The organism is Jannaschia sp. GRR-S6-38, from assembly GCF_029853695.1.
In the GTDB taxonomy this organism is placed as follows: Bacteria; Pseudomonadota; Alphaproteobacteria; order Rhodobacterales; family Rhodobacteraceae; genus Jannaschia; species Jannaschia ovalis.
Map to the genome: position 1 here is coordinate 2,759,205 of NZ_CP122537.1, position 20,843 is coordinate 2,780,047.

The 20,843-nt window shown below is 68.9% G+C and carries 27 protein-coding genes; 11 read left to right on the forward strand and 16 right to left on the reverse strand.

The window, feature by feature from the left end; translation table 11 throughout:
* The first annotated feature begins 168 nt into the window (after positions 1-168).
* The gene (locus tag P8627_RS14230) at positions 169-324 is read left to right on the forward strand and encodes a hypothetical protein (protein ID WP_279964888.1); all 156 of its coding nucleotides are present in this window, start codon (positions 169-171) and stop codon (positions 322-324) included.
* A gap of 38 nt (positions 325-362) precedes the next feature.
* Here P8627_RS14230 and grxD read toward each other — a convergent pair whose 3' ends face one another.
* The 9 genes from grxD to P8627_RS14275 form a co-directional block, all read right to left on the reverse strand.
* The gene (gene grxD, locus P8627_RS14235) at positions 363-734 is read right to left on the reverse strand and encodes a Grx4 family monothiol glutaredoxin (RefSeq protein ID WP_279964889.1); all 372 of its coding nucleotides are present in this window, start codon (positions 732-734) and stop codon (positions 363-365) included.
* A gap of 2 nt (positions 735-736) precedes the next feature.
* Positions 737-994 carry a hypothetical protein gene (locus tag P8627_RS14240; RefSeq protein WP_279964890.1) on the reverse strand — a complete coding sequence of 86 codons (258 nt, stop codon included), beginning with the start codon at positions 992-994 and terminating at the stop codon, positions 737-739.
* Positions 991-1,233 carry a BolA family transcriptional regulator gene (locus tag P8627_RS14245; protein WP_279964891.1) on the reverse strand — a complete coding sequence of 81 codons (243 nt, stop codon included), beginning with the start codon at positions 1,231-1,233 and terminating at the stop codon, positions 991-993. Before P8627_RS14245 ends, P8627_RS14240 begins: the two co-directional genes overlap by 4 nt.
* A 103-nt stretch (positions 1,234-1,336) precedes the next feature.
* Positions 1,337-1,501, reverse strand: a complete 165-nt coding sequence (locus tag P8627_RS14250) for a hypothetical protein (RefSeq protein ID WP_279964892.1) — start codon at positions 1,499-1,501, stop codon at positions 1,337-1,339.
* 256 nt (positions 1,502-1,757) lie between these two features.
* On the reverse strand, positions 1,758-2,129 hold the full coding sequence (locus P8627_RS14255) for a DUF7668 domain-containing protein (RefSeq protein WP_279964893.1): 372 nt from the start codon (positions 2,127-2,129) through the stop codon (positions 1,758-1,760).
* Between the two features lie 800 nt (positions 2,130-2,929).
* Positions 2,930-5,104 (reverse strand): phosphoribosylformylglycinamidine synthase subunit PurL, encoded by a 2,175-nt coding sequence (gene purL, locus P8627_RS14260; protein ID WP_279964894.1) that lies wholly within the window; start codon positions 5,102-5,104, stop codon positions 2,930-2,932.
* A gap of 56 nt (positions 5,105-5,160) precedes the next feature.
* Positions 5,161-5,817, reverse strand: coding sequence for a DUF1638 domain-containing protein (locus P8627_RS14265; RefSeq protein ID WP_279964895.1), 657 nt, complete (start codon positions 5,815-5,817; stop codon positions 5,161-5,163).
* A 23-nt stretch (positions 5,818-5,840) separates the two neighbouring features.
* Positions 5,841-6,161, reverse strand: a complete 321-nt coding sequence (locus P8627_RS14270; RefSeq protein WP_279964896.1) for a YbjQ family protein — start codon at positions 6,159-6,161, stop codon at positions 5,841-5,843.
* Complete coding sequence (locus tag P8627_RS14275) at positions 6,161-6,373, reverse strand: hypothetical protein (RefSeq protein WP_279964897.1); 213 nt, start codon at positions 6,371-6,373, stop codon at positions 6,161-6,163. Before P8627_RS14275 ends, P8627_RS14270 begins: the two co-directional genes overlap by 1 nt.
* 112 nt (positions 6,374-6,485) lie before the next feature.
* On the opposite strand from P8627_RS14275, the gene P8627_RS14280 reads away from it, so the two are divergent.
* Entirely contained in the window at positions 6,486-6,986 is a 501-nt protein-coding gene (locus P8627_RS14280) for a gluconokinase (RefSeq protein WP_279964899.1), read from the forward strand.
* 42 nt (positions 6,987-7,028) lie between these two features.
* Here the strand turns inward: P8627_RS14280 and P8627_RS14285 are convergent, their stop codons facing one another.
* The 3 genes from P8627_RS14285 to P8627_RS14295 form a co-directional block, all read right to left on the reverse strand.
* Positions 7,029-7,538: a superoxide dismutase family protein gene (locus tag P8627_RS14285; protein ID WP_279964900.1), complete on the reverse strand. Its 510-nt coding sequence runs from the start codon at positions 7,536-7,538 to the stop codon at positions 7,029-7,031.
* Positions 7,539-7,631: 93 nt separating this feature from the next.
* Positions 7,632-8,255 (reverse strand): glutathione S-transferase family protein, encoded by a 624-nt coding sequence (locus tag P8627_RS14290; protein WP_279964901.1) that lies wholly within the window; start codon positions 8,253-8,255, stop codon positions 7,632-7,634.
* Between the two features lie 87 nt (positions 8,256-8,342).
* Positions 8,343-9,044, reverse strand: a complete 702-nt coding sequence (locus P8627_RS14295) for a corrinoid protein (RefSeq protein ID WP_279964902.1) — start codon at positions 9,042-9,044, stop codon at positions 8,343-8,345.
* A 152-nt stretch (positions 9,045-9,196) separates the two neighbouring features.
* On the opposite strand from P8627_RS14295, the gene P8627_RS14300 reads away from it, so the two are divergent.
* On the forward strand, positions 9,197-10,261 hold the full coding sequence (locus P8627_RS14300) for a PA0069 family radical SAM protein (protein WP_279964904.1): 1,065 nt from the start codon (positions 9,197-9,199) through the stop codon (positions 10,259-10,261).
* 10 nt (positions 10,262-10,271) lie between these two features.
* On the opposite strand, the gene bmt is transcribed toward P8627_RS14300, so the two are convergent.
* Both bmt and P8627_RS14310 read right to left on the reverse strand, forming a co-directional pair.
* Complete coding sequence (gene bmt / locus P8627_RS14305; RefSeq protein WP_279964905.1) at positions 10,272-11,288, reverse strand: betaine--homocysteine S-methyltransferase; 1,017 nt, start codon at positions 11,286-11,288, stop codon at positions 10,272-10,274.
* A 96-nt stretch (positions 11,289-11,384) separates the two neighbouring features.
* A complete protein-coding gene (locus tag P8627_RS14310) occupies positions 11,385-11,705 on the reverse strand; it encodes a DUF1476 domain-containing protein (RefSeq protein WP_279964906.1) in 321 nt (106 codons plus the stop codon).
* 130 nt (positions 11,706-11,835) lie between these two features.
* On the opposite strand from P8627_RS14310, the gene purC reads away from it, so the two are divergent.
* The 3 genes from purC (at position 11,836) to purS (ending at position 13,358) form a co-directional block, all read left to right on the forward strand.
* Positions 11,836-12,597, forward strand: coding sequence for a phosphoribosylaminoimidazolesuccinocarboxamide synthase (gene purC / locus P8627_RS14315; RefSeq protein ID WP_279964907.1), 762 nt, complete (start codon positions 11,836-11,838; stop codon positions 12,595-12,597).
* Positions 12,598-12,698: 101 nt separating this feature from the next.
* Positions 12,699-13,067 (forward strand): hypothetical protein, encoded by a 369-nt coding sequence (locus tag P8627_RS14320; RefSeq protein ID WP_279964909.1) that lies wholly within the window; start codon positions 12,699-12,701, stop codon positions 13,065-13,067.
* A gap of 63 nt (positions 13,068-13,130) precedes the next feature.
* The gene (purS, locus tag P8627_RS14325) at positions 13,131-13,358 is read left to right on the forward strand and encodes a phosphoribosylformylglycinamidine synthase subunit PurS (protein WP_279964911.1); all 228 of its coding nucleotides are present in this window, start codon (positions 13,131-13,133) and stop codon (positions 13,356-13,358) included.
* 15 nt (positions 13,359-13,373) lie between these two features.
* On the opposite strand, the gene P8627_RS14330 is transcribed toward purS, so the two are convergent.
* Positions 13,374-13,748: a VOC family protein gene (locus tag P8627_RS14330; protein ID WP_279964913.1), complete on the reverse strand. Its 375-nt coding sequence runs from the start codon at positions 13,746-13,748 to the stop codon at positions 13,374-13,376.
* A 48-nt stretch (positions 13,749-13,796) separates the two neighbouring features.
* Positions 13,797-14,828: an NADP-dependent oxidoreductase gene (locus tag P8627_RS14335; RefSeq protein WP_279964915.1), complete on the reverse strand. Its 1,032-nt coding sequence runs from the start codon at positions 14,826-14,828 to the stop codon at positions 13,797-13,799.
* Between the two features lie 134 nt (positions 14,829-14,962).
* On the opposite strand from P8627_RS14335, the gene P8627_RS14340 reads away from it, so the two are divergent.
* The 5 genes from P8627_RS14340 (at position 14,963) to P8627_RS14360 (ending at position 20,739) form a co-directional block, all read left to right on the forward strand.
* Positions 14,963-15,997 (forward strand): alcohol dehydrogenase catalytic domain-containing protein, encoded by a 1,035-nt coding sequence (locus tag P8627_RS14340; RefSeq protein ID WP_279964917.1) that lies wholly within the window; start codon positions 14,963-14,965, stop codon positions 15,995-15,997.
* Positions 15,998-16,303: 306 nt separating this feature from the next.
* Positions 16,304-17,473, forward strand: a complete 1,170-nt coding sequence (locus P8627_RS14345) for a PQQ-dependent sugar dehydrogenase (protein WP_279967475.1) — start codon at positions 16,304-16,306, stop codon at positions 17,471-17,473.
* Complete coding sequence (locus P8627_RS14350; protein WP_279964919.1) at positions 17,470-18,048, forward strand: c-type cytochrome; 579 nt, start codon at positions 17,470-17,472, stop codon at positions 18,046-18,048. The genes P8627_RS14345 and P8627_RS14350 overlap by 4 nt, the downstream gene beginning before the upstream one ends.
* A gap of 134 nt (positions 18,049-18,182) precedes the next feature.
* On the forward strand, positions 18,183-18,851 hold the full coding sequence (gene purQ, locus P8627_RS14355; protein ID WP_279964920.1) for a phosphoribosylformylglycinamidine synthase subunit PurQ: 669 nt from the start codon (positions 18,183-18,185) through the stop codon (positions 18,849-18,851).
* A gap of 88 nt (positions 18,852-18,939) precedes the next feature.
* Positions 18,940-20,739, forward strand: coding sequence for a sensor histidine kinase (locus P8627_RS14360; protein ID WP_407932948.1), 1,800 nt, complete (start codon positions 18,940-18,942; stop codon positions 20,737-20,739).
* The last annotated feature ends 104 nt before the right edge of the window (positions 20,740-20,843 follow it).

Here is a 20,843-nt window from a genome sequence, read left to right on the forward strand (position 1 = left end):
ATTTCCCGGCGGGGCCGGGGCGGCGGTCCGACGATCTGCCGCTACGTCACGACACGCGAACACCGCCGCATTCCGCAGGATCGTCACGCCCGTGCCGGCTTCGCATCACAATGCGGCCATGTCCGTTCGGTCTACCGTCGCATGCTGTCTGCCACAGGAGTGTTAACGATGGATCTTGAGACTTTCCTGCGCCGCGAGGACGGAGCGCTCTCCGTCGACGTGGTCCTGCTGACCGCGGCGCTGGTCGGCGTCACGCTGGCCACGATGCGCGTCATGCTGACTTGGGACCGCCTCGCGCTGATCGCGGAGGAAGAGCGCCGCTGAGGCCAGCGCGCCGCTGAACCCGGCGCACCGCCGCCCGCTCAGGCGTTGGCTTCGCGGATCTTCTCGGCGGCGTCCTTGTCGAAGGCGATGCCCTTGTCGGCCAGCATCGTGTCGAGCTCGCCCGAGAGCGTCATCTCGGTGATGATATCGCAGCCGCCGACGAATTCGCCCTTCACGTAGAGCTGCGGGATCGTGGGCCAGTCGGAGTAATCCTTGATGCCCTGCCGGATGCCGTCATCGGCCAGCACGTTCACGTCCTGGTAGTCGACCTGCATGTAGTTCAGCACGCCGGCAACGCGGCTCGAGAAGCCGCATTGCGGCATGGCCTTGGTGCCCTTCATGAACAGCACCACGTCATTGGCCTTCACGGTCTCGTCGATCCGGGCCTTCGCGTCGGTCGTCTCGGTCATGGTCATTTCTCCTTGTTCCGGCGCGGCACGAAGACGCGCGCATATTCCTGCGGATCGCGGGGCACTCGGGTGACGAGTCGGCTGCCGCCGCCCGCCCCGGTGCTGTAATCGCTCACGATCTCCTCGTAGCCCTCCCCTGGCGCGATGCCGCGGGGGCGGCCGCCATGGGGCTGGCGGGCCTCTTGGCGCAGCACCCAGAGGGCGCGAAGCACCAGGATCGCGACGATCAGGCCGCAGAGGGTGACGGCGAAGAGGTTCACTCCGGCACCCGCGTGGTCAGCGCCAGTGCGTGCAGCTCGCCCGCCTTGCCGTCCATCTTGCCCCGGAGCGCGGCATAGACGGCACGCTGCTGGGCCACCCGGGATTGGCCGCGGAAGCTCTCGTCCACGACCTCGGCGGCGTAATGGTTCCCGTCGCCCGCGAGATCGGTGATGGTGATCTTCGCGTCCGGGAAGCTCTCGCGGATCAGCTCCTCGATCTCGCGCGCCTGCATCGCCATGTCGGTCCTCCGTCTTCTCCCGACTAGCTAGGCGCCCCGGCGCGCGGGGGCAAGGCGGGGGAGGCGGCGCACCGGGCCGGTGCAGGCCGCTCTTGGGTCAGGATCACGCGCCGGAGAGGCGCAGGTCGAGGGTGTCGCCGGTCGAGACGTGCACGCCGCAAAAGGGCAGATAGCTCGCCTCCCAGACGACGAGGCCGCCGTCGTCCGTAGCGAAGACCGGCCGGCCGATATGGTCGGTGCGGACGTGATGGACCGCGCGCCCCCTCAACGACCGCTACCACTGTCCCGTCAATCAAGACATTTTCGCGCAGGAAAGGATTCGTGCCCGCCGGGGCGGCATTCTCGTGCCTACGATCCGGTCGCCGTCGAGATCGTGGATCGAGTAGATAGTGAGTCAGTCTTTGCTTAGCAGAGCCAGCGAACTCTCAATTCATCCTTCTGATTGGCAACGCGGCTTCACAAATTGGCCTCAGACAGAGCAATCTGATTCCTCAATTTGAATATCACAAGGTGCTCAGGTATGATTAGGATATAAGGATATCGTCAATTTCGAAACCAAGAATTTCAGGATCCCTCTCGTTCATAGCCAAGAAAAAAGTTGCCCGCACTTCAAGATCGGACCTACCCTCTTCTCTCGTTTGAAGCGGAATATCCACTGCATATCGGGTTGGACTGCTGCCATCAACCACGACTGCATTCTCAATCGGTAAGACTGAGCGGGATTGGTCGAAAACGAATGTCTTCCCGTGTTCTGCCATCACTCTTCGGAAAGCCTCGGGCTTGAGTCTTGTTCCAGATTGCAGGAGTGAAAGCTCATCGAGCTGATCTGTTCCAATCAGCTGCACTATTCTTTCCGCCGTACGAAGTATCTTTTCGTACTCGTCAGCCTGTATCATTGGCGGTCACTTGGCCTCCTTGTGCGCGTCAATGCTGTGACGCCGATCCACCGGAAGTAATGATCGGCCTCAATAATAGCTTGTCGTGCGTCCGCACGATTCATACCGGCTCGCCGCAGAGCCTTATAACCAATTCTTCTCTCAGCAGCGTAGGTTCCACCGCCAGCCTGTCTCTGAACTATCCGAGTTACATGATGAGGAGTGGCTACAATGCTTGCCGGTCCGTCGAGGCACAAGGCGGGTGCATCATATCTGGAGTACCCAGGAAGATCTCTGACAGCCGCATGCTGGATGACATGATGAGCGTCTCTTTCTCCCGCCGCTCGCAGACTTCGGTAGGAGTCTACCAGGGTGCTTCGCCCGACGGCATTAGGAGCCATTCGCATGCCGCGAACGCCAAGCTTAGCAGCCCTTCCAAGCCCGCCCGGGGCGACGTCCAGCAGAAGCCAAGCCGTTTCAGCGCCTATCAAGCCATCGTCGGAGTAGCAGAACTCGTCATAGGCCTCGGCGGCGGCGTTGATCGCCGAGTAGACGGAGTATCCGAGGAGGAGGAGCGGGATGAACTCCCCCTACGGGTCGGTCCACCGCATCGGGCTCTACAGCGCATACCCGTACACACTGGCCCCATCCACCAGCCCCAGCGGGTCGGCCTAGATATCCCGCCCCGTCGTTGGGTCGTAGTCCCGCATCCAGTCCTGGTGCAGCCGGCCCTCGGCCTGGATCCATTGCCCCGGGAAGCGCAGGTCGAACATGTCGCCGGTCGAGACGTGCACGCCGCCGCTAGGGCTCAGGCGCGGCCCTCAGCCGAACAGCTCCCCGAACCGCCCGCGATACAGCGCCGACAAGCCCTCCAGCGGGGCCTCCGATCGGCCCAGCTTGACGGTGTCGCCGCCGAATTGGCCGACCATCGTCAGGGTCACGCCGGCCTGGCCGGCGGCGACCATCAGGGCCTCGGCGCAGTCGAAGGTGCAGGCCAGCAGGTAGCGGCCCTGGTCCTCGCCGAAGAGGCCTTCGGTCGTGTCCACATCGAGCGTCACGCCCACGCCGCCCGCCTCGGCCAGCGTGAAGGCGGCGAGCGCCAGGCCGCCATCGGAGAGGTCGGTGCAGGCGGTGATCCAGGCGCGGTTGGCGAGGATGAACTCGCCATGGACGCGCTCGGCTTCCAAGTCGACATGCGGCGCGTCGCCCTCCGCGCGGCCGAGATGTTCGGCCAGCAGGGCGGAGCGGCCCAGATGCGTGCCCTCGCCGCCCAGCAGCAGCGCGAGCATCCGCACGTCCGCCCGGCCGGCGATGCGATGCTCCAGCGCGTCGATCAGGCCCACGGCGCCGATGGTGGGGGTCGGGTCGATCCCGGTGCCGTCGGTCTCGTTGTAGAGGCTCACATTGCCCGACACGATGGGCATGTCGAGCGCGAGGCAAGCCTCGCCGATGCCGCCGATCGCCTCGACGAGCTGGCCCATGATGGCGGGCTTCTCGGGATTGCCGAAATTGAGGTTGTCGGTCGCCGCGAGCGGCCGCGCGCCGCGGGCGACGAGGTTGCGATAGGCCTCGGCCACGGCCTGCCGGCCGCCCTGGCGCGGGTTGGCCTTGACGTAGCGTGGCGTCACGTCGGCGGTGAAGGCCAGCGCCTTGTCGGTGCCGTGGACGCGGATCACGCCGCCATCGTGGGCGGGCGGGACGATCGTGTCGGCCATGACCTGCGTGTCGTATTGCTCGATCACCCAGTCGCGGGCGCAGTAATTGGCACTGCCCAGAAGGCTGCGCAGCCCGTCGATGCCGTCGACCGCGGGCACGTCGCCCAGGGGCGCGGGGGCAGGCGCGGGCTCCCAGGGGCGGTCGTATTCCGGCGCGCTGGAGGCCAGGGTCGAGAGGGGCAGATCGGCCTTCGTCTCGCCGCTATGGACGATGATGAAGCGGTCCTCGGCGATGGTCTCGCCCACGATGGCGAAGTCGAGGTCCCATTTCTCGAAGACGGCGCGGGCCGCGTCTTCCTTCTCCGGATCCAGCACCATGAGCATCCGCTCCTGGCTCTCCGACAGCATCATCTCGTAGGCGGTCATCGCCTCCTCGCGCACCGGCACGCGGTCGAGGTCCAGCCGGATGCCGAGGCCGCCCTTGTCGCCCATCTCGACGGCCGAGCAGGTCAGCCCGGCGGCGCCCATGTCCTGGATCGAGACGACGGCGCCGGTGGCCATCAGCTCGAGGCAGGCCTCCATCAGCCGCTTCTCGGTGAAGGGGTCGCCGACCTGCACGGTCGGGCGCTTCTCGTCGATCGTGTCGTCGAATTCGGCCGAGGCCATGGTCGCGCCGCCCACGCCGTCGCGGCCCGTCTTGGCTCCCAGATAGACGACCGGCCGGCCCACGCCCGAGGCGGCGGAGTAGAAGATCGCGTCCGCATCCGCGATGCCCGCCGCGAAGGCGTTCACGAGGCAGTTGCCGTTGTAGCTGGCGTGAAAGCGCACTTCGCCGCCCACGGTCGGCACGCCGAAGCAGTTGCCGTAGCCGCCGACGCCCTCGACCACGCCGTGGACGAGCTGGCGGGTCTTGGGATGCGACGGCTCCCCGAAGCTCAGCGCGTTCATCGCCGCCACGGGCCGCGCGCCCATGGTGAAGACGTCGCGCAGGATGCCGCCCACGCCGGTCGCGGCGCCCTGGTAGGGCTCGATATAGGAGGGGTGGTTGTGGCTCTCCATCTTGAAGACGACGGCCTGCCGGGTGCCGTCCGCCCCGGCGCCGATATCGACCACGCCCGCGTTCTCGCCCGGCCCGCAGATCACCTGCGGCCCCTTGGTGGGCAGGGTACGAAGCCATTTCTTCGACGATTTGTAGGAGCAATGCTCGTTCCACATGGCCGAGAAGATGCCGAGCTCGGTGAAGCTGGGCTCGCGGCCCATGATCTCGAGGATGCGATCGTATTCGTCCGGCTTCAGGCCATGGGCGGCGATCAGCTCGGGCGTGAGGGCAGGGTCTGACATGGGGCGCGGCTCCGGTTGCGGGGACCGTCTAGCGCGGGGCGCGGGCCGGGGAAAGATCAGGCGCGGGCCAAGGCGCCCGGAAGGTCGCCATAGCCCGTCGCGCGCCGCTCGAAGGCGAGGTCCAGCGCCGCGGCGGCGGCCTCTGCCCGCGCGGTCAGGTCCGGGTCGTCGGTCTGCGCGAGGTAGACCAGCTTGCGGTAATGGCCGAAATAGCTGTCCCGAAGCTCGGGATGGCGGTCGAGGCCGAGGGGGCGCGTCACGAAGGCGTCGAACTGGCGGGCCAGGAAATCGGTCAGGTAGAAGGCGTCGATCTCGTCGCGCGCCGCGAAGGCCGCGACGCCCTCGAAGAAGGCATAGCAATGCGGACCCGCGATCATCTCGATCCCGTGCCGCGCGCAGAGCTCCGCCAGCGCGCCGCCGGTGCCGCAATCGGCATAGGCGAGGAAGACGCGGTCATAGCCGCGCGCCCGCGCCGACAGGGCCGCGTCGACGGCTGGCGCGATGCGGTCGGGGTGGTTGTGCAGGATCGCGGGAAGGCAATGCAGGTCGAGATGGTCGAGCCCGTTCGCGTCGCGGATGGCGAGGATCTCGTGGGCGAGGGCGCCGCAGGCAATGACCAGGACGCGGCCCGCGCCGCGCGCCGCCAGCCCCCGTTCCGTCAGGGCGGCGTCGCTGGGCGGCTCGCCGGCCGAGGGCGGCATTTGGGCCGCCATCCGCGCCGCCCGGCCGCCGCGTCTCACTTCAGCTTCACCGCCGTGCCGTAGGCTACGACCTCGGACGCCGCCTGGGTGATGGTCGAGGTTTCCAGCCGCATGCCGACGACGGCATCGGCGCCCATCGTCCGGGCCTCCGACAGCATCCTGTCGATGGCCTGCTCGCGCGCGCCCGCCAGCAGCGAGGCGTATTCCTTCACCTCGCCGCCCACGAGGTTGCGCAGCCCCGCCACGATGTCCGAGCCGATATGCTTGGCCCGCACGGTCGAGCCCTTCACGAGGCCGATGCAATGCGCGATCTCGCGGCCGGGGACCGTGTCGGTGGTGGTGATGATGGTCTCCATCAGTCCATCCTGTCGTATTTGTCGTCTTCGGAATTGCCCAACCGGTCGGCGACGACGCGGAAGACGACATAGGCGACCAGCGCCGCAGGGATCAGCAGGGCCAGCCCGCCCTCCCAGGCGAAGCTGGCGGCGATCACCGCGCCGAGCCAGACGGTCGCGGCCGCGGCGACGACCACGATGACGAGGATCAGGACGAGGCGGTCGAGGGGCATGGGCGGGCTCCGGTTCTCTGGCGTCGGATCATGCGCCGGTTGCGCGCGCAGGTCCATCGGTTGACTTGGGGGCGCCGCGCGCCAGCCTCAACGCCGGAGCGGGAGGCGGCGGATGGCGGATGATCTGAAACTGGTGGTGATGGGCGTGACCTCCACCGGCAAGACCGAGGTCGGCCAGCGCCTGGCCGCGCGGCTGGACGGGCGGTTCATCGACGGCGACGACCTGCACCCGCCCGCCAATGTCGCCAAGATGGCGAAGGGTATTCCGCTGGAAGATGCCGACCGCTGGCCCTGGCTCGACAGCGTGGGCGAGGCGCTGGCCGCGACCGAGGGCACGGTCGTGATCGCCTGCTCGGCGCTCAAGCGCGCCTATCGCGACCGCATCCGCGACGCGGCCGGCGCGGTGCGCTTCGTGCACCTGACCGGGCCGAAATCGGTGATCGCGGAGCGGATGAAGCGGCGGACGGGGCATTTCATGCCGCTGTCGCTGCTCGACAGCCAGCTCGCCACGCTGGAGCCGCCGCGCCCGGACGAGGATGCGGTCGAGGCCGATCTCCGCAAGGCGCCGGCGGAGCTGGCGGCGGCCATCGTCAAGAAGCTCGGCGCGGACTGATGGGCCGGGGTCTCTCCCCCGGCCCACGGTTCGGCTGGTAACTCAGCCCGCCTCTTCCAGCACCGCGCAGGCCACGCGCGATCCGGCATCGCCCGCGGGCTGGCTTTCGTAATCGTCGGGCCCCGAATGGATGATCAGCGCCGCGCCATCGGCATCGATCAGGTGCTCGTCCACCGACAGGTTCGCCTTGAAGGCCTCCATCGAAAGCTCGCCGTCCTCGCCCACGAACGCGTTGGGCAGGTCGCCGGGATGGTTCCCGCCTTCGACCAGCCCGTGCATCGCGTCGCCCGCGATATGGCCGCCCGCGGAGGTGAAATCGCCCTCGCATTCGCCGGTCTCGTGCAGGTGGACACCATGCGCGCCGGGCGTCTGGCCGATCGCCTGCACGTTGACGCGGACGATGCCGCTGGCGGTCTCGAAGATCGAGACGGAGCCAATCTGGGTCCCGTCGGCATCGACGAGGGCCCCGGTAACGCGCGGGCCGACATGGGCGTCGGCGAAGGCGGGCGCGGCGAGAGTGCTGGCGAGGAGAAGGGGGAGGGCGAAGCGCATGGGCTGTCCTTTCGCTGAGGCTGCGTGTCGCCTCAGCGAGCTAGGGCCGGGGGCGCGTGCGGCCAGTGCGAAGGCGCGGGGCGCGCGCGGGCGCTAGCGTTCGTGCCGGGCGTGTTCGGCGGCGACGCGGGCCACGGCCGGGCGCGCGGCGACGCGGTCGCTCAGCGCGTGGAGCTTCGGATAGTCGGCGAGCGGCACGCCGTCGCCGTCGAGCCAGCGGCTGATCACCCACAGGTGCAGGTCCGCGACCGAGAAGGCGTCGCAGATCCAGTCGTCCTCCAGCCGGCTCTCGAGATAGGCGGCGCATTCGCCCATGGTGCGCGGCACCTCGGCGGCCATCGCCTTCTGCGCGGCCGCGTCCTGCGTCCAGCGGCTGCCGCGCATCTTGTGCGCGTGGTTCACATGGACCGTCGAGGCGAGATAGCTCATCGCCTCGCGCGCGCGGGCGGCCTGCCACGGGTCGGAGGGCATCAGCCCGGCCTCGGGCCAGGTCGTGGCGATCCATTCCAGCGTCGCGGGCGTCTCGGTCAGGATGCCGTGGGGCGTCTCGAGCGCGGGGACGCGGGCTTTGGGATTGATCGCCAGGTAGTCCGGCGCGACATGCTCGTTCTTCGAGAAGCGCAGCCAGTGCAGGTCGTAATCGGCGCCGGCTTCCTCCAGCGCGGCATGGCTGGCCAGCGCGACGGTGCCGGGCACGAGGTAGAGCTTGACGGTCATGGACGGATCCCCCGGTTGCGGTGGCGCGACCATGCATGCGGGGCGGGCCGGGGGGAAGCCCGGTCCGGGACCGGGCCGCGATCTTCGTCAGGCGCTCATCTGGTTGTGGCGGCGGGCGACGAAGCTCTTGGCGGTCTCGACGGCCACGGCGGCGTCGCGGCAGTAGGCGTCCGCGCCGATCGCCCGGCCGAATTCCTCGTTGAGCGGCGCGCCGCCCACCAGCACGATGTAGTCGTCGCGGATCCCCTGTTCCTTCATCGTGTCGATCACGACCTTCATGTAGGGCATCGTCGTGGTCAGCAGCGCCGACATGCCGAGGATGTCGGGCTTCTCGGCCTCCAGCGCGGCGAGGTATTTCTCGACCGCATTGTTGATGCCCAGGTCCACCACCTCGAAGCCCGCGCCCTCCATCATCATCGAGACGAGGTTCTTGCCGATGTCGTGGATGTCGCCCTTCACCGTGCCGATCACCATCTTGCCCACGCGCGGCGCGCCGGTCTCGGCCAGCAGCGGCTTGAGGATCGCCATGCCGCCCTTCATCGCGTTCGCGGCCAGCAGCACCTCGGGCACGAAGAGGATCCCGTCGCGGAAGTCGTTGCCGACGATGGTCATGCCCCCGACCAGCGCCTTGGTCAGAATGTCGTAAGGCGCCCAGCCGCGTTCCAGAAGGATGTTCACCCCCTCCTCGATCTCCTCGCGGAGGCCATCGTAGAGGTCGTCGAACATCTGGTTGACGAGTTCCTCGTCATCCAGCTCGCTCAGGACGATATCGTCGTCTTCGTCGGACATGGGGCCAAGCCTCCGCGGGGTTTCTCCCCAGATGAGACGTGGCGGCGGCTTTGACAAAGCGAAATGCGACAAGCGGAAGTTGCGGCGCGACTCATGTTGCGCGTTTTGTCGCGATGTTCTATTTATGTTCTCGTTTCCGAACGGGAGTTGCAATGGGACATGACGCGCCGCAATGGCTGGACGGTGCCACGCCGGTCGCCGCGCGGGGCGCGCTGTCGAACCGCGCGGGCCGCTTCGAGGGGCAGGAGCGCGACGTGGCCTATGCGCCCCGGGCCGCGACCGAGGTGCGCGAGGAGGTTGCGCGGCGGGTGATCTCGACCAACCGCTCGCCCGATCTGGGCTTCGACCGGTCGGTGAACCCCTATCGCGGCTGCGAGCATGGCTGCATCTACTGCTTCGCGCGGCCGACCCATGCCTGGCTGGGCCTATCGCCCGGCCTCGATTTCGAGACCAAGCTGATCGCGCGGCCCAACGCGCCCGAGGCGCTGGCGCGCGAGCTGGGTGCGAAGGGCTACGTGCCGAAGATGATGGCGCTGGGCACCAATACCGATCCCTACCAGCCGATCGAGGCCAAGCGCGGCATCATGCGCGGCCTGCTCGAGGTGCTACGCGACCATCGCCACCCGACCGCGATCACCACCAAGGGGACGCTGATCGAGCGCGATATCGACATCCTGACCGAGATGGGGCCGGAGCTGTGCCGCGTCGGCATCTCGGTGACCACGCTTGACGACGCGCTGGCCCGCAAGCTCGAGCCGCGGGTGCCGGTGCCTTCGCGCCGCCTGAAGGCGATCGAGCGGCTGGCCGCGGCGGGCGTTACGGTGCGGGTCATGGTCTCGCCCACCATCCCCGGCCTGACCGATCACGAGGTCGAGGCGATCCTCGCGGCGGCGCGCGACGCCGGCGCGCAGGCCGCCAGCATGATCCCGCTGCGCCTGCCCTTGGAGGTCGCGCCGCTGTTCGAGGAATGGCTGGCCGCGCATGTCCCCGACCGCGCGCGGCGCGTCCTGAACAAGATCCGCGAGTTCCACGGCGGCAAGCTCTACGATGCGGGTTTCGGCAGGCGGATGCGGGGGCAGGGGGTGCAGGCGCAGCTTCTGCAGGACCGCTTCCGCCGCGCCTGCCGGTCGCTCGGGCTGGCCGAACGGCTGCCGCCCCTCCGCTGTGACCGGTTCCGCGTGCCCGCCCGCGCGGGGGATCAGCTGGCGCTGTTCTGAGCGGTCCGGCTCAGGTCCGCGCGCGGCGCCGGCGGCTTTGCGACCGGTCGCGCGTCGGCGCGCGGCCATCCGTGCCGTCGCTGTCCGAGGAGAAGCCGCCCAGCGCCGCGGCCACCGCCTCCAGCGAGGGCGGGTCGGAGCGGGGCCGCGTCTCGAGCGCGGCGCGCATGGCGCGAAGATGCTCGGGCGTGGTGCCGCAGCAGCCGCCGATGATCGTGGCGCCCGCGTCGCGCGCCATCACCGCGTATTCGGCCATCAGGGCGGGCGTGCCGTTGTAGTGGATATGCCCGTCCTGGTATTTTGGGATGCCCGCGTTGCCCTTGGCGATCAGCGGGCGGTCGGTCTTGCCGAAGCCCATCACGGTGCGGATCAGGTCGGAGGCGCCGACCCCGCAATTGGCGCCATAGGCCAGCGGCTTGTGCGCGAGCTTTCCGATCAGCCGGGTCATCGCCTCGGAGGTGGTGCCCATCATCGTCCGCCCCGCGGTGTCGAAGCTCATGGTCACGCACCAGGGCATGTCGGCCAGGGCCGCGGCCTCGGCCGCCGCCTTCAGCTCCTCCGGGGCCGAGATCGTCTCGACCCAGAGCACGTCGGCCCCGCCTTCCTTCAGGCCCTCGGCCTGCTCGTGGAAGATCTCGACGGCGCTGGCATGGCTCAGCGGTCCCATCGGCTCCATGATCTCGCCGGTCGGGCCCATCGAGCCCGCGACGACCACGGGGCGGCCCGCGGCATCGGCGATCTCGCGTCCGATCTCGGCGCCCTTGCGCGCCAGCTCGCGCGCCCGGTCGGCCCCGTCATGCAGCTTCAGCCGCGCGGCGTTGGCGCCGAAGGTGTTCGTCAGGAAGATGTCCGACCCGGCATCCACCGCCCCGGAGTAGAGGGTGCGGATGTCGTTCTGCCGGGTGTCGTTCCAGAACTCGGGGGCGTCGCCGGACCCGAGCCCCATGTTGAACAGCGTCGTCCCCGTCGCGCCGTCGGCCATGAGCCAGTCGCGCGCGGATAGCAGGCGGGTCAGGGCATCGGGCATGGCGGGTCCTCGCGTCGCGTCTCGCCGCGGGCCATGACAGCCCGCGCGCGGCGGCGCAAACGAATTGGATGCAAGTTGGAGTTGAGGCGCGGACCCTCAGTCCATCTCTTTCATCACCTGTTCCTTGGCGACCTTCATCAGCGCGTCCATCTTCGCGCGGATCTCGGCGGCGGGGACCTTCTCGCCCAAGTCGCCCTCGACCTTGCGCCGAACGTCGTCGTCGCCGGCCTCTTCGAAATCGGCCTTCACGACCTCCTTGGCATAGGCGGCCTTCTCCTCGCCCTCCTTGCCCAGAAGATCGGCGGCCCATTCGCCCAGCAGGCGGTTGCGGCGCGCCTCGACCTTGAACTGCAGCTCGGCATCGTGGGCGTATTTGTTCTCGAAGCCCTTTTCGCGGTCTTTGAAGCTGTCGGACATGGGAACCCTCCTTCGCATGTGGCTGGCTTCCATATGCGGATGCAAAGCACGGGCGGCAAGCCGCTTCGCTTGCGGGCGCTGGGCGAAGCGCCTATGTGCCCTAAACACGCACCCTTTCCCCGAGGACATCATGGCCCGTCGCAAGAAGGTCTACGAAGGCAAGGCCAAGATCCTGTACGAGGGCCCGGAACCGGGCACGCTCGTCCAGTATTTCAAGGACGACGCCACCGCCTTCAACGCCGAGAAGCGGGATGTGATCGACGGCAAGGGGGTCCTGAACAACCGCCTGTCGGAGTTCTTCATGACGGGGCTCGGCCAGATCGGCGTGCCCACTCATTTCATCAAGCGGCTCAACATGCGCGAGCAGCTGATCCGCGCGGTGGAGATCATCCCGCTCGAGATCATCGTGCGCAACGTCGCCGCCGGCTCGCTCTCGACCCGCCTCGGTATCGAGGAGGGCACGCCGCTGCCGCGCCCGATCATCGAGTTCTGCTACAAGGACGACAAGCTGGGCGACCCGCTGGTGGCCGAGGAGCACATCATCGCCTTCGGCTGGGCCCAGCAGCAGGATCTCGACGACATCGTCGCGCTGGCGCTGCGGGTGAACGACTTCATGTCGGGCTGCATGCTGGCCGTCGGCATCAAGCTGGTCGACTTCAAGATCGAGGTCGGCCGCGTCTGGGACAACGATTTCCAGCGCCTGATCCTCGCCGACGAGATCAGCCCGGACAGCTGTCGGCTGTGGGATATCGAGACGGGCAAGAAGCTCGACAAGGATGTCTTCCGCCGCGATCTCGGTTCGCTTGCCGACGCCTATACCGAGGTCGCGCGGCGCCTGGGCGTGCTGCCCACCAATTCCGCGCCGGTCACGAAACCGCATCTCATCAACTGAGGCGGGGCCCGGCCGTCCCAAGAGATTCCCTAATCGCGCCCCGCTGACGCCTTCGTCGCCGGGTCAGCATCGTCCCCGAACCAGGACGGAGCCGCCGCGCGATGCTTCAGATACGCGACTTGCAGGAAGGCGCCGCACCCGATGTGGTGACGGCCAATGACGTGTCGCGCCGGCTTCTGCTGGCGCAGGGCGATGACGGCCTCTCGGCGCGCCGGGTCGATTTCGGCTTCAAGCAGCGCCGCCTCTTCGCCGCCCGGCCCGATCAGTTGCGCGACGACCTGGGCGAACTCGGCCTCGTCCCGATGCCGCCCCGGCCCGTCTCGGGGGTGGAGGGCGACATGATCCTCTCGGTCGAGGCCAGCCCCTGGGCGGCCGATTTCGACCGGCTCGAGACCATCGCCGCCACCGTCGCGAGCCGCCTGGGCTGGATCTGCACGGGCTGGTGCGCCGAGGTCAGCGAGCGGCTCTGACGCTTGCACCCCGGCCGGGCTGGCGCTAGCGACCGGGCGGGAAGCGGCTGAAGGAGCGCGCGGATGATCGTTCGGGTAGAGGTGATGTTGAAGGACGGCGTGCTCGACCCGCAGGGCGAGGCGGTGCGCCACGCGCTGGGCGCGCTGGGCTTCGAAGGGGTCGACCGGGTCCGGCAGGGCAAGCTGATCGAGCTGGACCTGGCCGAGGGCACGACCGAGGAGCAGGTCCGCCAGATGTGCGAGAAGCTTCTCGCGAACACGGTCATCGAAAGCTACCGCATCGAGATGTGACGGGCCCCGAGGGGCCTAGCGGTGCTGGTCGATCAGGATCGCGTTGCCGTCCGGATCGGTCAGCGCGATATGCGCCGGTCCTTCGCGTTCCGGATCGCATTCCGACGTCAGCTCGATCCCGGCCGCCTTGAGCCGCGCTTGGATCGCGCGCACGTCCTCCCACGCGCCCTCGACCGGCTGGGCGTCTTGCGTCCAGCCCGGATTGAAGGTCAGGCAATTGGTCTGGATGTGCCCGCCGAACAGGCCCAGCGTGGTCGACCCGTCGCGCAGGATCGCCCAGCCCTGGTCCGAATAATCGCCCGCCACCTCGAAGCCGAGCGTCTCGTAGAACGCGATCGACGCGGCGAGGTCCTTCACGTTCAGGCTCATGGAAAAGGCGCCGAGTGCCATGGCCGCCCCCTTCTGCTGTTGCGGGGGCAGCCTAGCACGGATCGGGCGTCAGCCGACGCGCACGACCATCTTGCCGAAACTGCGCCCCGCCAGAAGGTCGTTCAGCGCGCCGGGCGCGGCCTCCAGCCCGTCGACGACCTGCTCGGTATAGGTGACGCGCCCTTCGGCCAGCCAGCCGCGCATGTCGCGGGCGAAGACGGCGTAATCCTCGGGTCCGAAATTGTCGAAGATGATGAAGCCCTGCATCTTCACCTTCATCCGCAGGATCGTCGACAGGATCTGCGGGCCGCGGTCGGGACCCTCGGGCAGCCCGGCGAGGTTGTACCATGCCGCGACCCCGCAGACCGGGACCCGGGCGAAGGCGTTGAGGAGCGGAAGCGCCGCGTAGAGCGTGCGGCCGCCGACGTTTTCCCAGTAGATGTCGACGCCGTCGGGGCAGGCGGCGGCGAGCTGCGCCTCGAAGTCTTCGGCCCGGTGGTCGATGCAGGCGTCGAAGCCCAGCTTGTCCACCGCATGGGCGCATTTCTCGGGCCCGCCCGCGACGCCGACGACACGGCAGCCCTTGATCTTCGCGATCTGCCCCACCGTCGCGCCGACGGGCCCGGTGGCCGCGCCCACGACCAGCGTCTCGCCGGATTTCGGCTCGCCGATGTTCAGAAGGCCGGCATGGGCCGTGAAGCCCGGCATGCCGAGGATGCCCAGCGCCCAGGACGGGTTTTCGGGCGCGGCGCCGAGGTTCAGGACGCCCGCGCCATCCGACACCGCCCAGTCCTGCCAGCCGCTGCCCGCCAGCACCATGTCGCCCACGGCGAAGCCGTCGAGATCGGACGTCACGACCTCGGCCACGACCTGCCCGGTCATCACGCCGCCGATCGCGACCGGTTCGGCGTAGCTCTTCGCGTCGTTCATCCGCCCGCGCATGTAGGGGTCCAGCGACAGGAACACGGTGCGCAGCAGCATCTTGCCCGCGCCCGGTTCGGGCACCGGCCCGGTTTCGAGGCGCAGGGTGTTCGCGTCGGGCTCGCCCCTGGGGCGCTGGGCCAGGACGATGCGGCGATTGGTGTCTTCGGTCTGGGGCATGGGGCGTCTCCTTCGCGCGCGATGGTGAGGCCCCGCGCGCCGAGGTCAATCCGCCCCCGCCGCGCGAAGCCGCTTTCCCTCGCGTCCCGCTCGGGTCAGGATCGCCCCGACGCGAGCCCGGGGGAGAAGGTCAGATGCGTGCAGCCGTTCTGAGGGAATACAACGCCCCGCTTTCGATCGAGGACGTGGCCGAGCCGGAGACCCCGCGCGACGGCGTCGTGCTGAAGGTGATCGCCTGCGGCGTCTGCCGGTCGGACTGGCACGGCTGGGTGGGCGAGCATCCGCGCGTGAAGCCGGGGCAGATCGGCGGGCACGAATATTGCGGCGAGGTCGTCTCGGCCGGACCGGACGCGCAATACGGCGTCGGCGACCGGCTCGTCGCGCCCTTCATCCTCGCCTGCGGCACCTGCCCGGAATGCCGCTCGGGCCACCAGAACACCTGTCTTGACCAGCGCCTGCCGGGCTTCCTGGAGCCGGGGGCCTTCGCCGAATACGTCGCGGTGCCGCGCGACCACAATCTCGCGCGCCTGCCCGAGGGGCTGTCGCCCACCGTCGCCGCCGGCCTCGGCTGCCGGGTGACGACCGCCTGGCACGCGTTGACCGGGCGCGCGGCGCTGGCGGCCGGCGAATGGCTGGCCGTCCACGGCACCGGCGGCATCGGTCTGTCGACGGCGCTGCTGGGGCGGGCGATGGGTGCGCGGGTCGTGGTGGTCGATATCGTGCAGGAAAAGCTGGACCACGCGTTGGGCCTCGGCATGGACGCCGCCGTGATGGCCGGCGAGGACACGGTCGACCGGATCCGCGAAATCACCGGCGGCGGCGCGCATGTCTCGGTCGAGGCGCTGGGCATCCCGGCCACGGTCAACGGCTCGCTGCGCTGCCTGCGCCCGCGCGGGCGGCACGTGCAGGTGGGCATGCCCGTGGGCCACACGGCGCGGATGGATGTCGACATGAGCGCGGTCTACCAGGGCAACCTCGCGCTATACGGCACGCGCGGAATGCCGTCCTGGCGCTACCCGTCGCTTCTGGGACTGATCACCTCGGGCAAGGTCGACATGGCGCCGCTGATCGCGCGCGAGGTGGCGCTGTCGGATGTCTCGGACGAGCTCGCGGCCTTCAATGGCCCGACATCCCCGGGCGTGGCGGTGGTGACGGATTTCGCGCGCTAGCGCGCCGGGCGCGCGCAGGCCCCGCGCACCGTCCTTCGCGAATGGGCCGTCGCCGGCAGGTCAAGCCACCCGGGCCGGACGGGCCGGCAGATCGGCCAGTTTCCGCCGGGTCAAACAAATTCCCGTCCGATCCCGCGAATCGGGATTATCCTGCCTTTTGAAGACGCAACGGCATCCCCACGCCGCGCGACTTCGGAAAATGGGAGGATCGAAATGATTGGAAGAGGTCTTATCGCGGGGTTCCTCGCGAGCACCGTTCTGGCTGCGCCGGCCGTGGCCCAGGACAACCTGGAAAAGCTGACCAACATGCAGGCGACGGATGCGCAATTCACCTTCGTCGCCCAGGACGACGAACGCGCCGAAGCGCTGCGGGAGATCGTGCAGCATATCGAAGTGCCCGAGGGCTTCGAGGTCAGTCTCTACGCCGTCGTCCCCGACGCGCGCTCCATGGCGGTGGCACCGCAGGGCACGGTCACCTTCGTCGGCACCCGCAAGGAAAAGGTCTGGTCGGTCGTCGACCGCGACCGCAACCGCGTCGCCGACGAGGTCAAGGATTTCGCACCCTCGATCACCTTCGACATCCCGAACGGCCCCTGTTTCTCGCCCGACGGCTTCCTGTTCATCGCCGAGCGCAACCGTGTCCTGATGTTCCCGGCGGCCGAGTTCTTCTTCGAGGGACCGGACCCAGCCGTGGCCGAGATCGTGCCGCAAGGACAGCTGATCCCGCCCGAGGAGGAAAGCTTCAACCACTCGGCGCGCGTCTGCCGGGTCGGGCCCGACAACATGCTCTACATCTCGCTGGGCCAGCCCCACAACGTCCAGCCGGTCGAGAAGGTCGAGCTGTACGACGAGCTGGGCATCGGCGGCATCATCCGGATGGAGCGCGACGGGTCGGGCCGCGAGGTCTATACCCGCGGGGTCCGCAATTCGGTGGGTCACGACTTCAACCCGGCCACGGGCGAGCTCTGGTGGACCGACAACCAGGTCGACGGCATGGGCGACGACATCCCGCCGGGCGAGCTGAACCGCCAGACCGCGGCCGGCCAGCATTTCGGCTTTCCCTGGACGAATTCGCGGGTCGAGATCCCCGAATACAAGGACGTGCCCCGGCCCGAGGGCGTGAGCTTCGTCGAACCGCAGCTCGAACTCACCGCCCACGCGGCCGATCTCGGGATGAGCTTCTACCGCGGCTCCAGCTTCCCGGAGGAGTATCGGGGCGGCATCTTCTGGGCGCAGCACGGGTCGTGGAACCGCACGACGCCGGTCGGCGCGCGGGTGATGTTCACCGCGCTCGACGAGGAAGGCAACGCTGCGGGCGCCGAGGTCTTCGCCGAAGGCTGGCTCAACGAGGAGACGGGTGAGTATCGCGGCCGTCCGATGGACGTGGCCTTCCTGCCCGACGGCTCGATGCTGGTCTCCGACGACTTCGCCGGGGCCATCTGGCGCATCGCCTACAACCCGACCGCCACCGAATGAGGCTGGCGACCATCACGATCCTCGGCGGGCTTGCGCTCGCCGGGGTCAGCCCGGCCGCGGCGGACGATCCGGCCGAGGGGCGCAAGGTGGCGAATATGTGCCGCACCTGCCACGGGCTCGACGGCTACGCGCAGATCCCGATCGCCCCGCATATCGGCGGCGAACCGAAGGACTATCTCGAGGCGCAACTCATGGCCTTCAAGACCGGCGCCCGCGAACACGAGATGATGACCATCGTGACCGCCGGCCTGAGCGCCCAGCAGATCTCGGATGTCGCGGCCTGGTATGCGTCCCATCGCGCGACGGCCACGCTGCCGGCCGGCGTGTCCGAGGACGAAGCCCCTGCGGCCTGCGTGTCCTGTCACGGCGCCGACGGTATCTCGGTGCTTCTGGATGCGCCGAACCTCGCCGGGGAGGTGACGATCTACATCGACACCCAGCTCAAGGCGTTCCGGATGGGCAAGCGCGAGCACGCGATCATGTCCGAGATCGCCGCCGGGATGAGCGACGCGGAGATCCGCGCCGTATCGGACTGGTACGCCGCCGTCGAGCTGGAGATCACGCCGCCCGATTAGGCGCCCCCCGGCAGCGCTCCCATCGGTGACCGGCCATCGGGTTTCTCCCGGGCGCCCCGCGCCAACGCGCGCTGGAACTCCGCCCCGAAATATGGGACAGCGCGGCCATCGCCACCGCCCTACGGGAGCCGCCCATGAAAGCCGCCATCCTCGTCTTCCCCGGCTCGAATTGCGACCGCGACCTGGCCGAGGCCTTCCGCCTCGCGGGCTTCGAGACGCAGATGGTCTGGCACAAGGAAACCGCACTGCCCGAGGGCACGGATGTGCTGGGCGTGCCGGGCGGGTTTTCCTACGGCGACTACCTGCGCTGCGGCGCGATCGCCGCGCGCTCGCCCGTCGCGGCGGCGATGAAGGCGCATGCCGACCGCGGCGGCTATGTCTTCGCGCCCTGCAACGGCTTCCAGATCCTGACCGAGGCGGGGATGCTGCCGGGCGCGCTACTGCGCAACGCGCAGATCAAATATATCTGCCGCACCGTCCAGCTTCGCGTTGAGGAGACCGAGAGCGCCTTCACCCGCAACTACGCGCCCGGCCAGATCATTGACATCCCGATCGCCCATCACGACGGCAACTACACCGCCGATCCCGAGACCCTGGCGCGGCTGACGGGCGAGGGGCTGGTGGCCTTTCGCTACGCCGACACGCCCAACGGGGCGATGGACGACATCGCCGGCATCCTGTCGCCCAACCGCCGGGTGCTGGGCATGATGCCCCATCCCGAGCGCGCCTGCGAGCCCGCCCATGGCGGCACCGACGGCGCCGCGCTGTTCCGCGGACTGGCCGAGGCGCTCGTCGCGGCGTGACCGTGGTCCGGGTCCCGTCGCGCGGCGGCCCGCCCATCGCGGGGCGCCACGCTTGAGCGGACCGCCCCCGAAGGTGTAGGGCAGGGGAATGTTCCGGCGCCCTCGTCACGACAATCTCGACCCCGCGGTGCCCGGCGAACGGGTGATGCCCGGGCTCAGCTGGACCGTCCGCATCGTCATCGTGCTGGTCCTGATGGCCGCGCTGGCCGCCATCTGGGTCGCCAACACCCTGCTGACCGAACGGCTGGTCGAGACGACACGGCAGCGCGCCGAGCTGCGCCAGTCGCTCTATGCCGGGGCGATCCTGTCGGAGCTGCAGCGCAACTCGGTCGTGCCGCTGCTGCTGGCGCGCGACCCGACGCTGATCGCGGCGCTCAATGCGCGCGACTATTCGGCCAGCTCGCAGCGCCTCATCTCCTATGTCGACGAGATCGGCGCGGCCTCGATCCGCCTTCTCGACATGGACGGCCGGGTCGTCGCCGCGACCGACCGCAAGGAGCTGGGCACCGATTACGGCGCGACGCCCTTCTTCACCGAGGCCGTGGACACCACCGACACGGTCTTCACGCTCGCGCCCAACGAGGCGGGAATCTTCGAGGCCAGCTTCAGCCGCACCGTCCAGGACGGGCCCCGCCAGCTGGGCGTGCTGCAGGTCGAGGTCGACCTCGCCCAGTTCGAGAGCCGCTGGCGCGGGACCACGGCGGCCGTTGCGGTGACCGACGCGGGCGGCAGTGTCATCCTCTCGACCGAGCCGCGCTGGCGCGGCAAGCCGCTGTCCGAAGCGCTGGAGGCGACCTCGGTGCCCTCCGCGCTGCAACGCGCGCTGGCCTCCGCCGGCGCCTTCGGCCCGGATATCGAGGAAGGGTTCTTCACCGGCGCCTCGCTGATGCAACTCGAGACGCGGGTGCCGTTCCGCGGCTGGCGGCTGGTCAGCTTCACGAGCTACGAATCGGTGCGCGAACGGGTCAACGGCGTGCTGGCGCTGATCATCATGGGCTTCGCGCTCCTGCTGGCGCTGGGCTTCTACCTGCTCAACCGCCGTTCGCAGCTGCGCTCGCTGCTGTTCCAGCGTGAGTCGGTCGAGTTGCGCCGCCTGAACGACCGGCTGACCCGCGAGGTCGCGGAACGCAAACGCGTGCAGGAGGAGCTCAAGGAGACCGAGCAGAGCCTTGCGCAGAGCTCGAAACTGGCGGCGCTGGGCGAGATGTCGGCGGCGGTCAGCCACGAGCTCAACCAGCCGCTCGCGGCGATGAAGACCTATCTCGCCGGCGCGCGGCTTCTGCTGCAGCGGCGGCGCGCCGACGAGGCGCTGTCCTCCTTCCAGCGCATCGACGACCTGATCGAGCGGATGGGCGCGATCACGCGGCAGCTGAAGTCCTATGCCCGCAAGGGCGGCGAGGCCTTCGAGCGCGTCGACGTCCGCGACGCCGTATCCTCGGCCCTGACACTGATGGAGCCGCAGCTTCGGCAGGAGAAGGTGCGGCTGAGCCAGCATCTGCCGGATCATCCCGCGCCGGTCCTGGCCGATCGGCTTCGGCTCGAGCAGGTCATCATCAACCTCGTGCGCAACGCGCTGGACGCGATGAAGGGGCAGACGAGCCGCGAACTCGACATCCTGCTGACCGTGGGCGACGAGGTCGTGCTGGCGGTTCGAGACACGGGCCATGGCCTCGACGATCCAGACCAGCTCTTCGAGCCGTTCTTCACCACCAAGAAGCCGGGCGAGGGGGTGGGGCTGGGCCTCGCGATTTCCTCGGGGATCGTGGCCGATCTGGGCGGGCGGCTGACGGCGCGCAACGGGCAGTCCGGCGGGGCCGTCTTCGAGGTGCGCCTGCCGGCGCTGGGCGAAGGAAAGGGCGACCGCGGGGCGATCGAAGCGGCGGAATGACCGCCGCCGCCGGCACCGCCCGCGCCGGGCCCATGCGCGCCCTTTCGCTCCTCCGGGCCGCCCCGCGCCGCGGGGCTTTGCACATGCGGCAGGCCACGTAGATA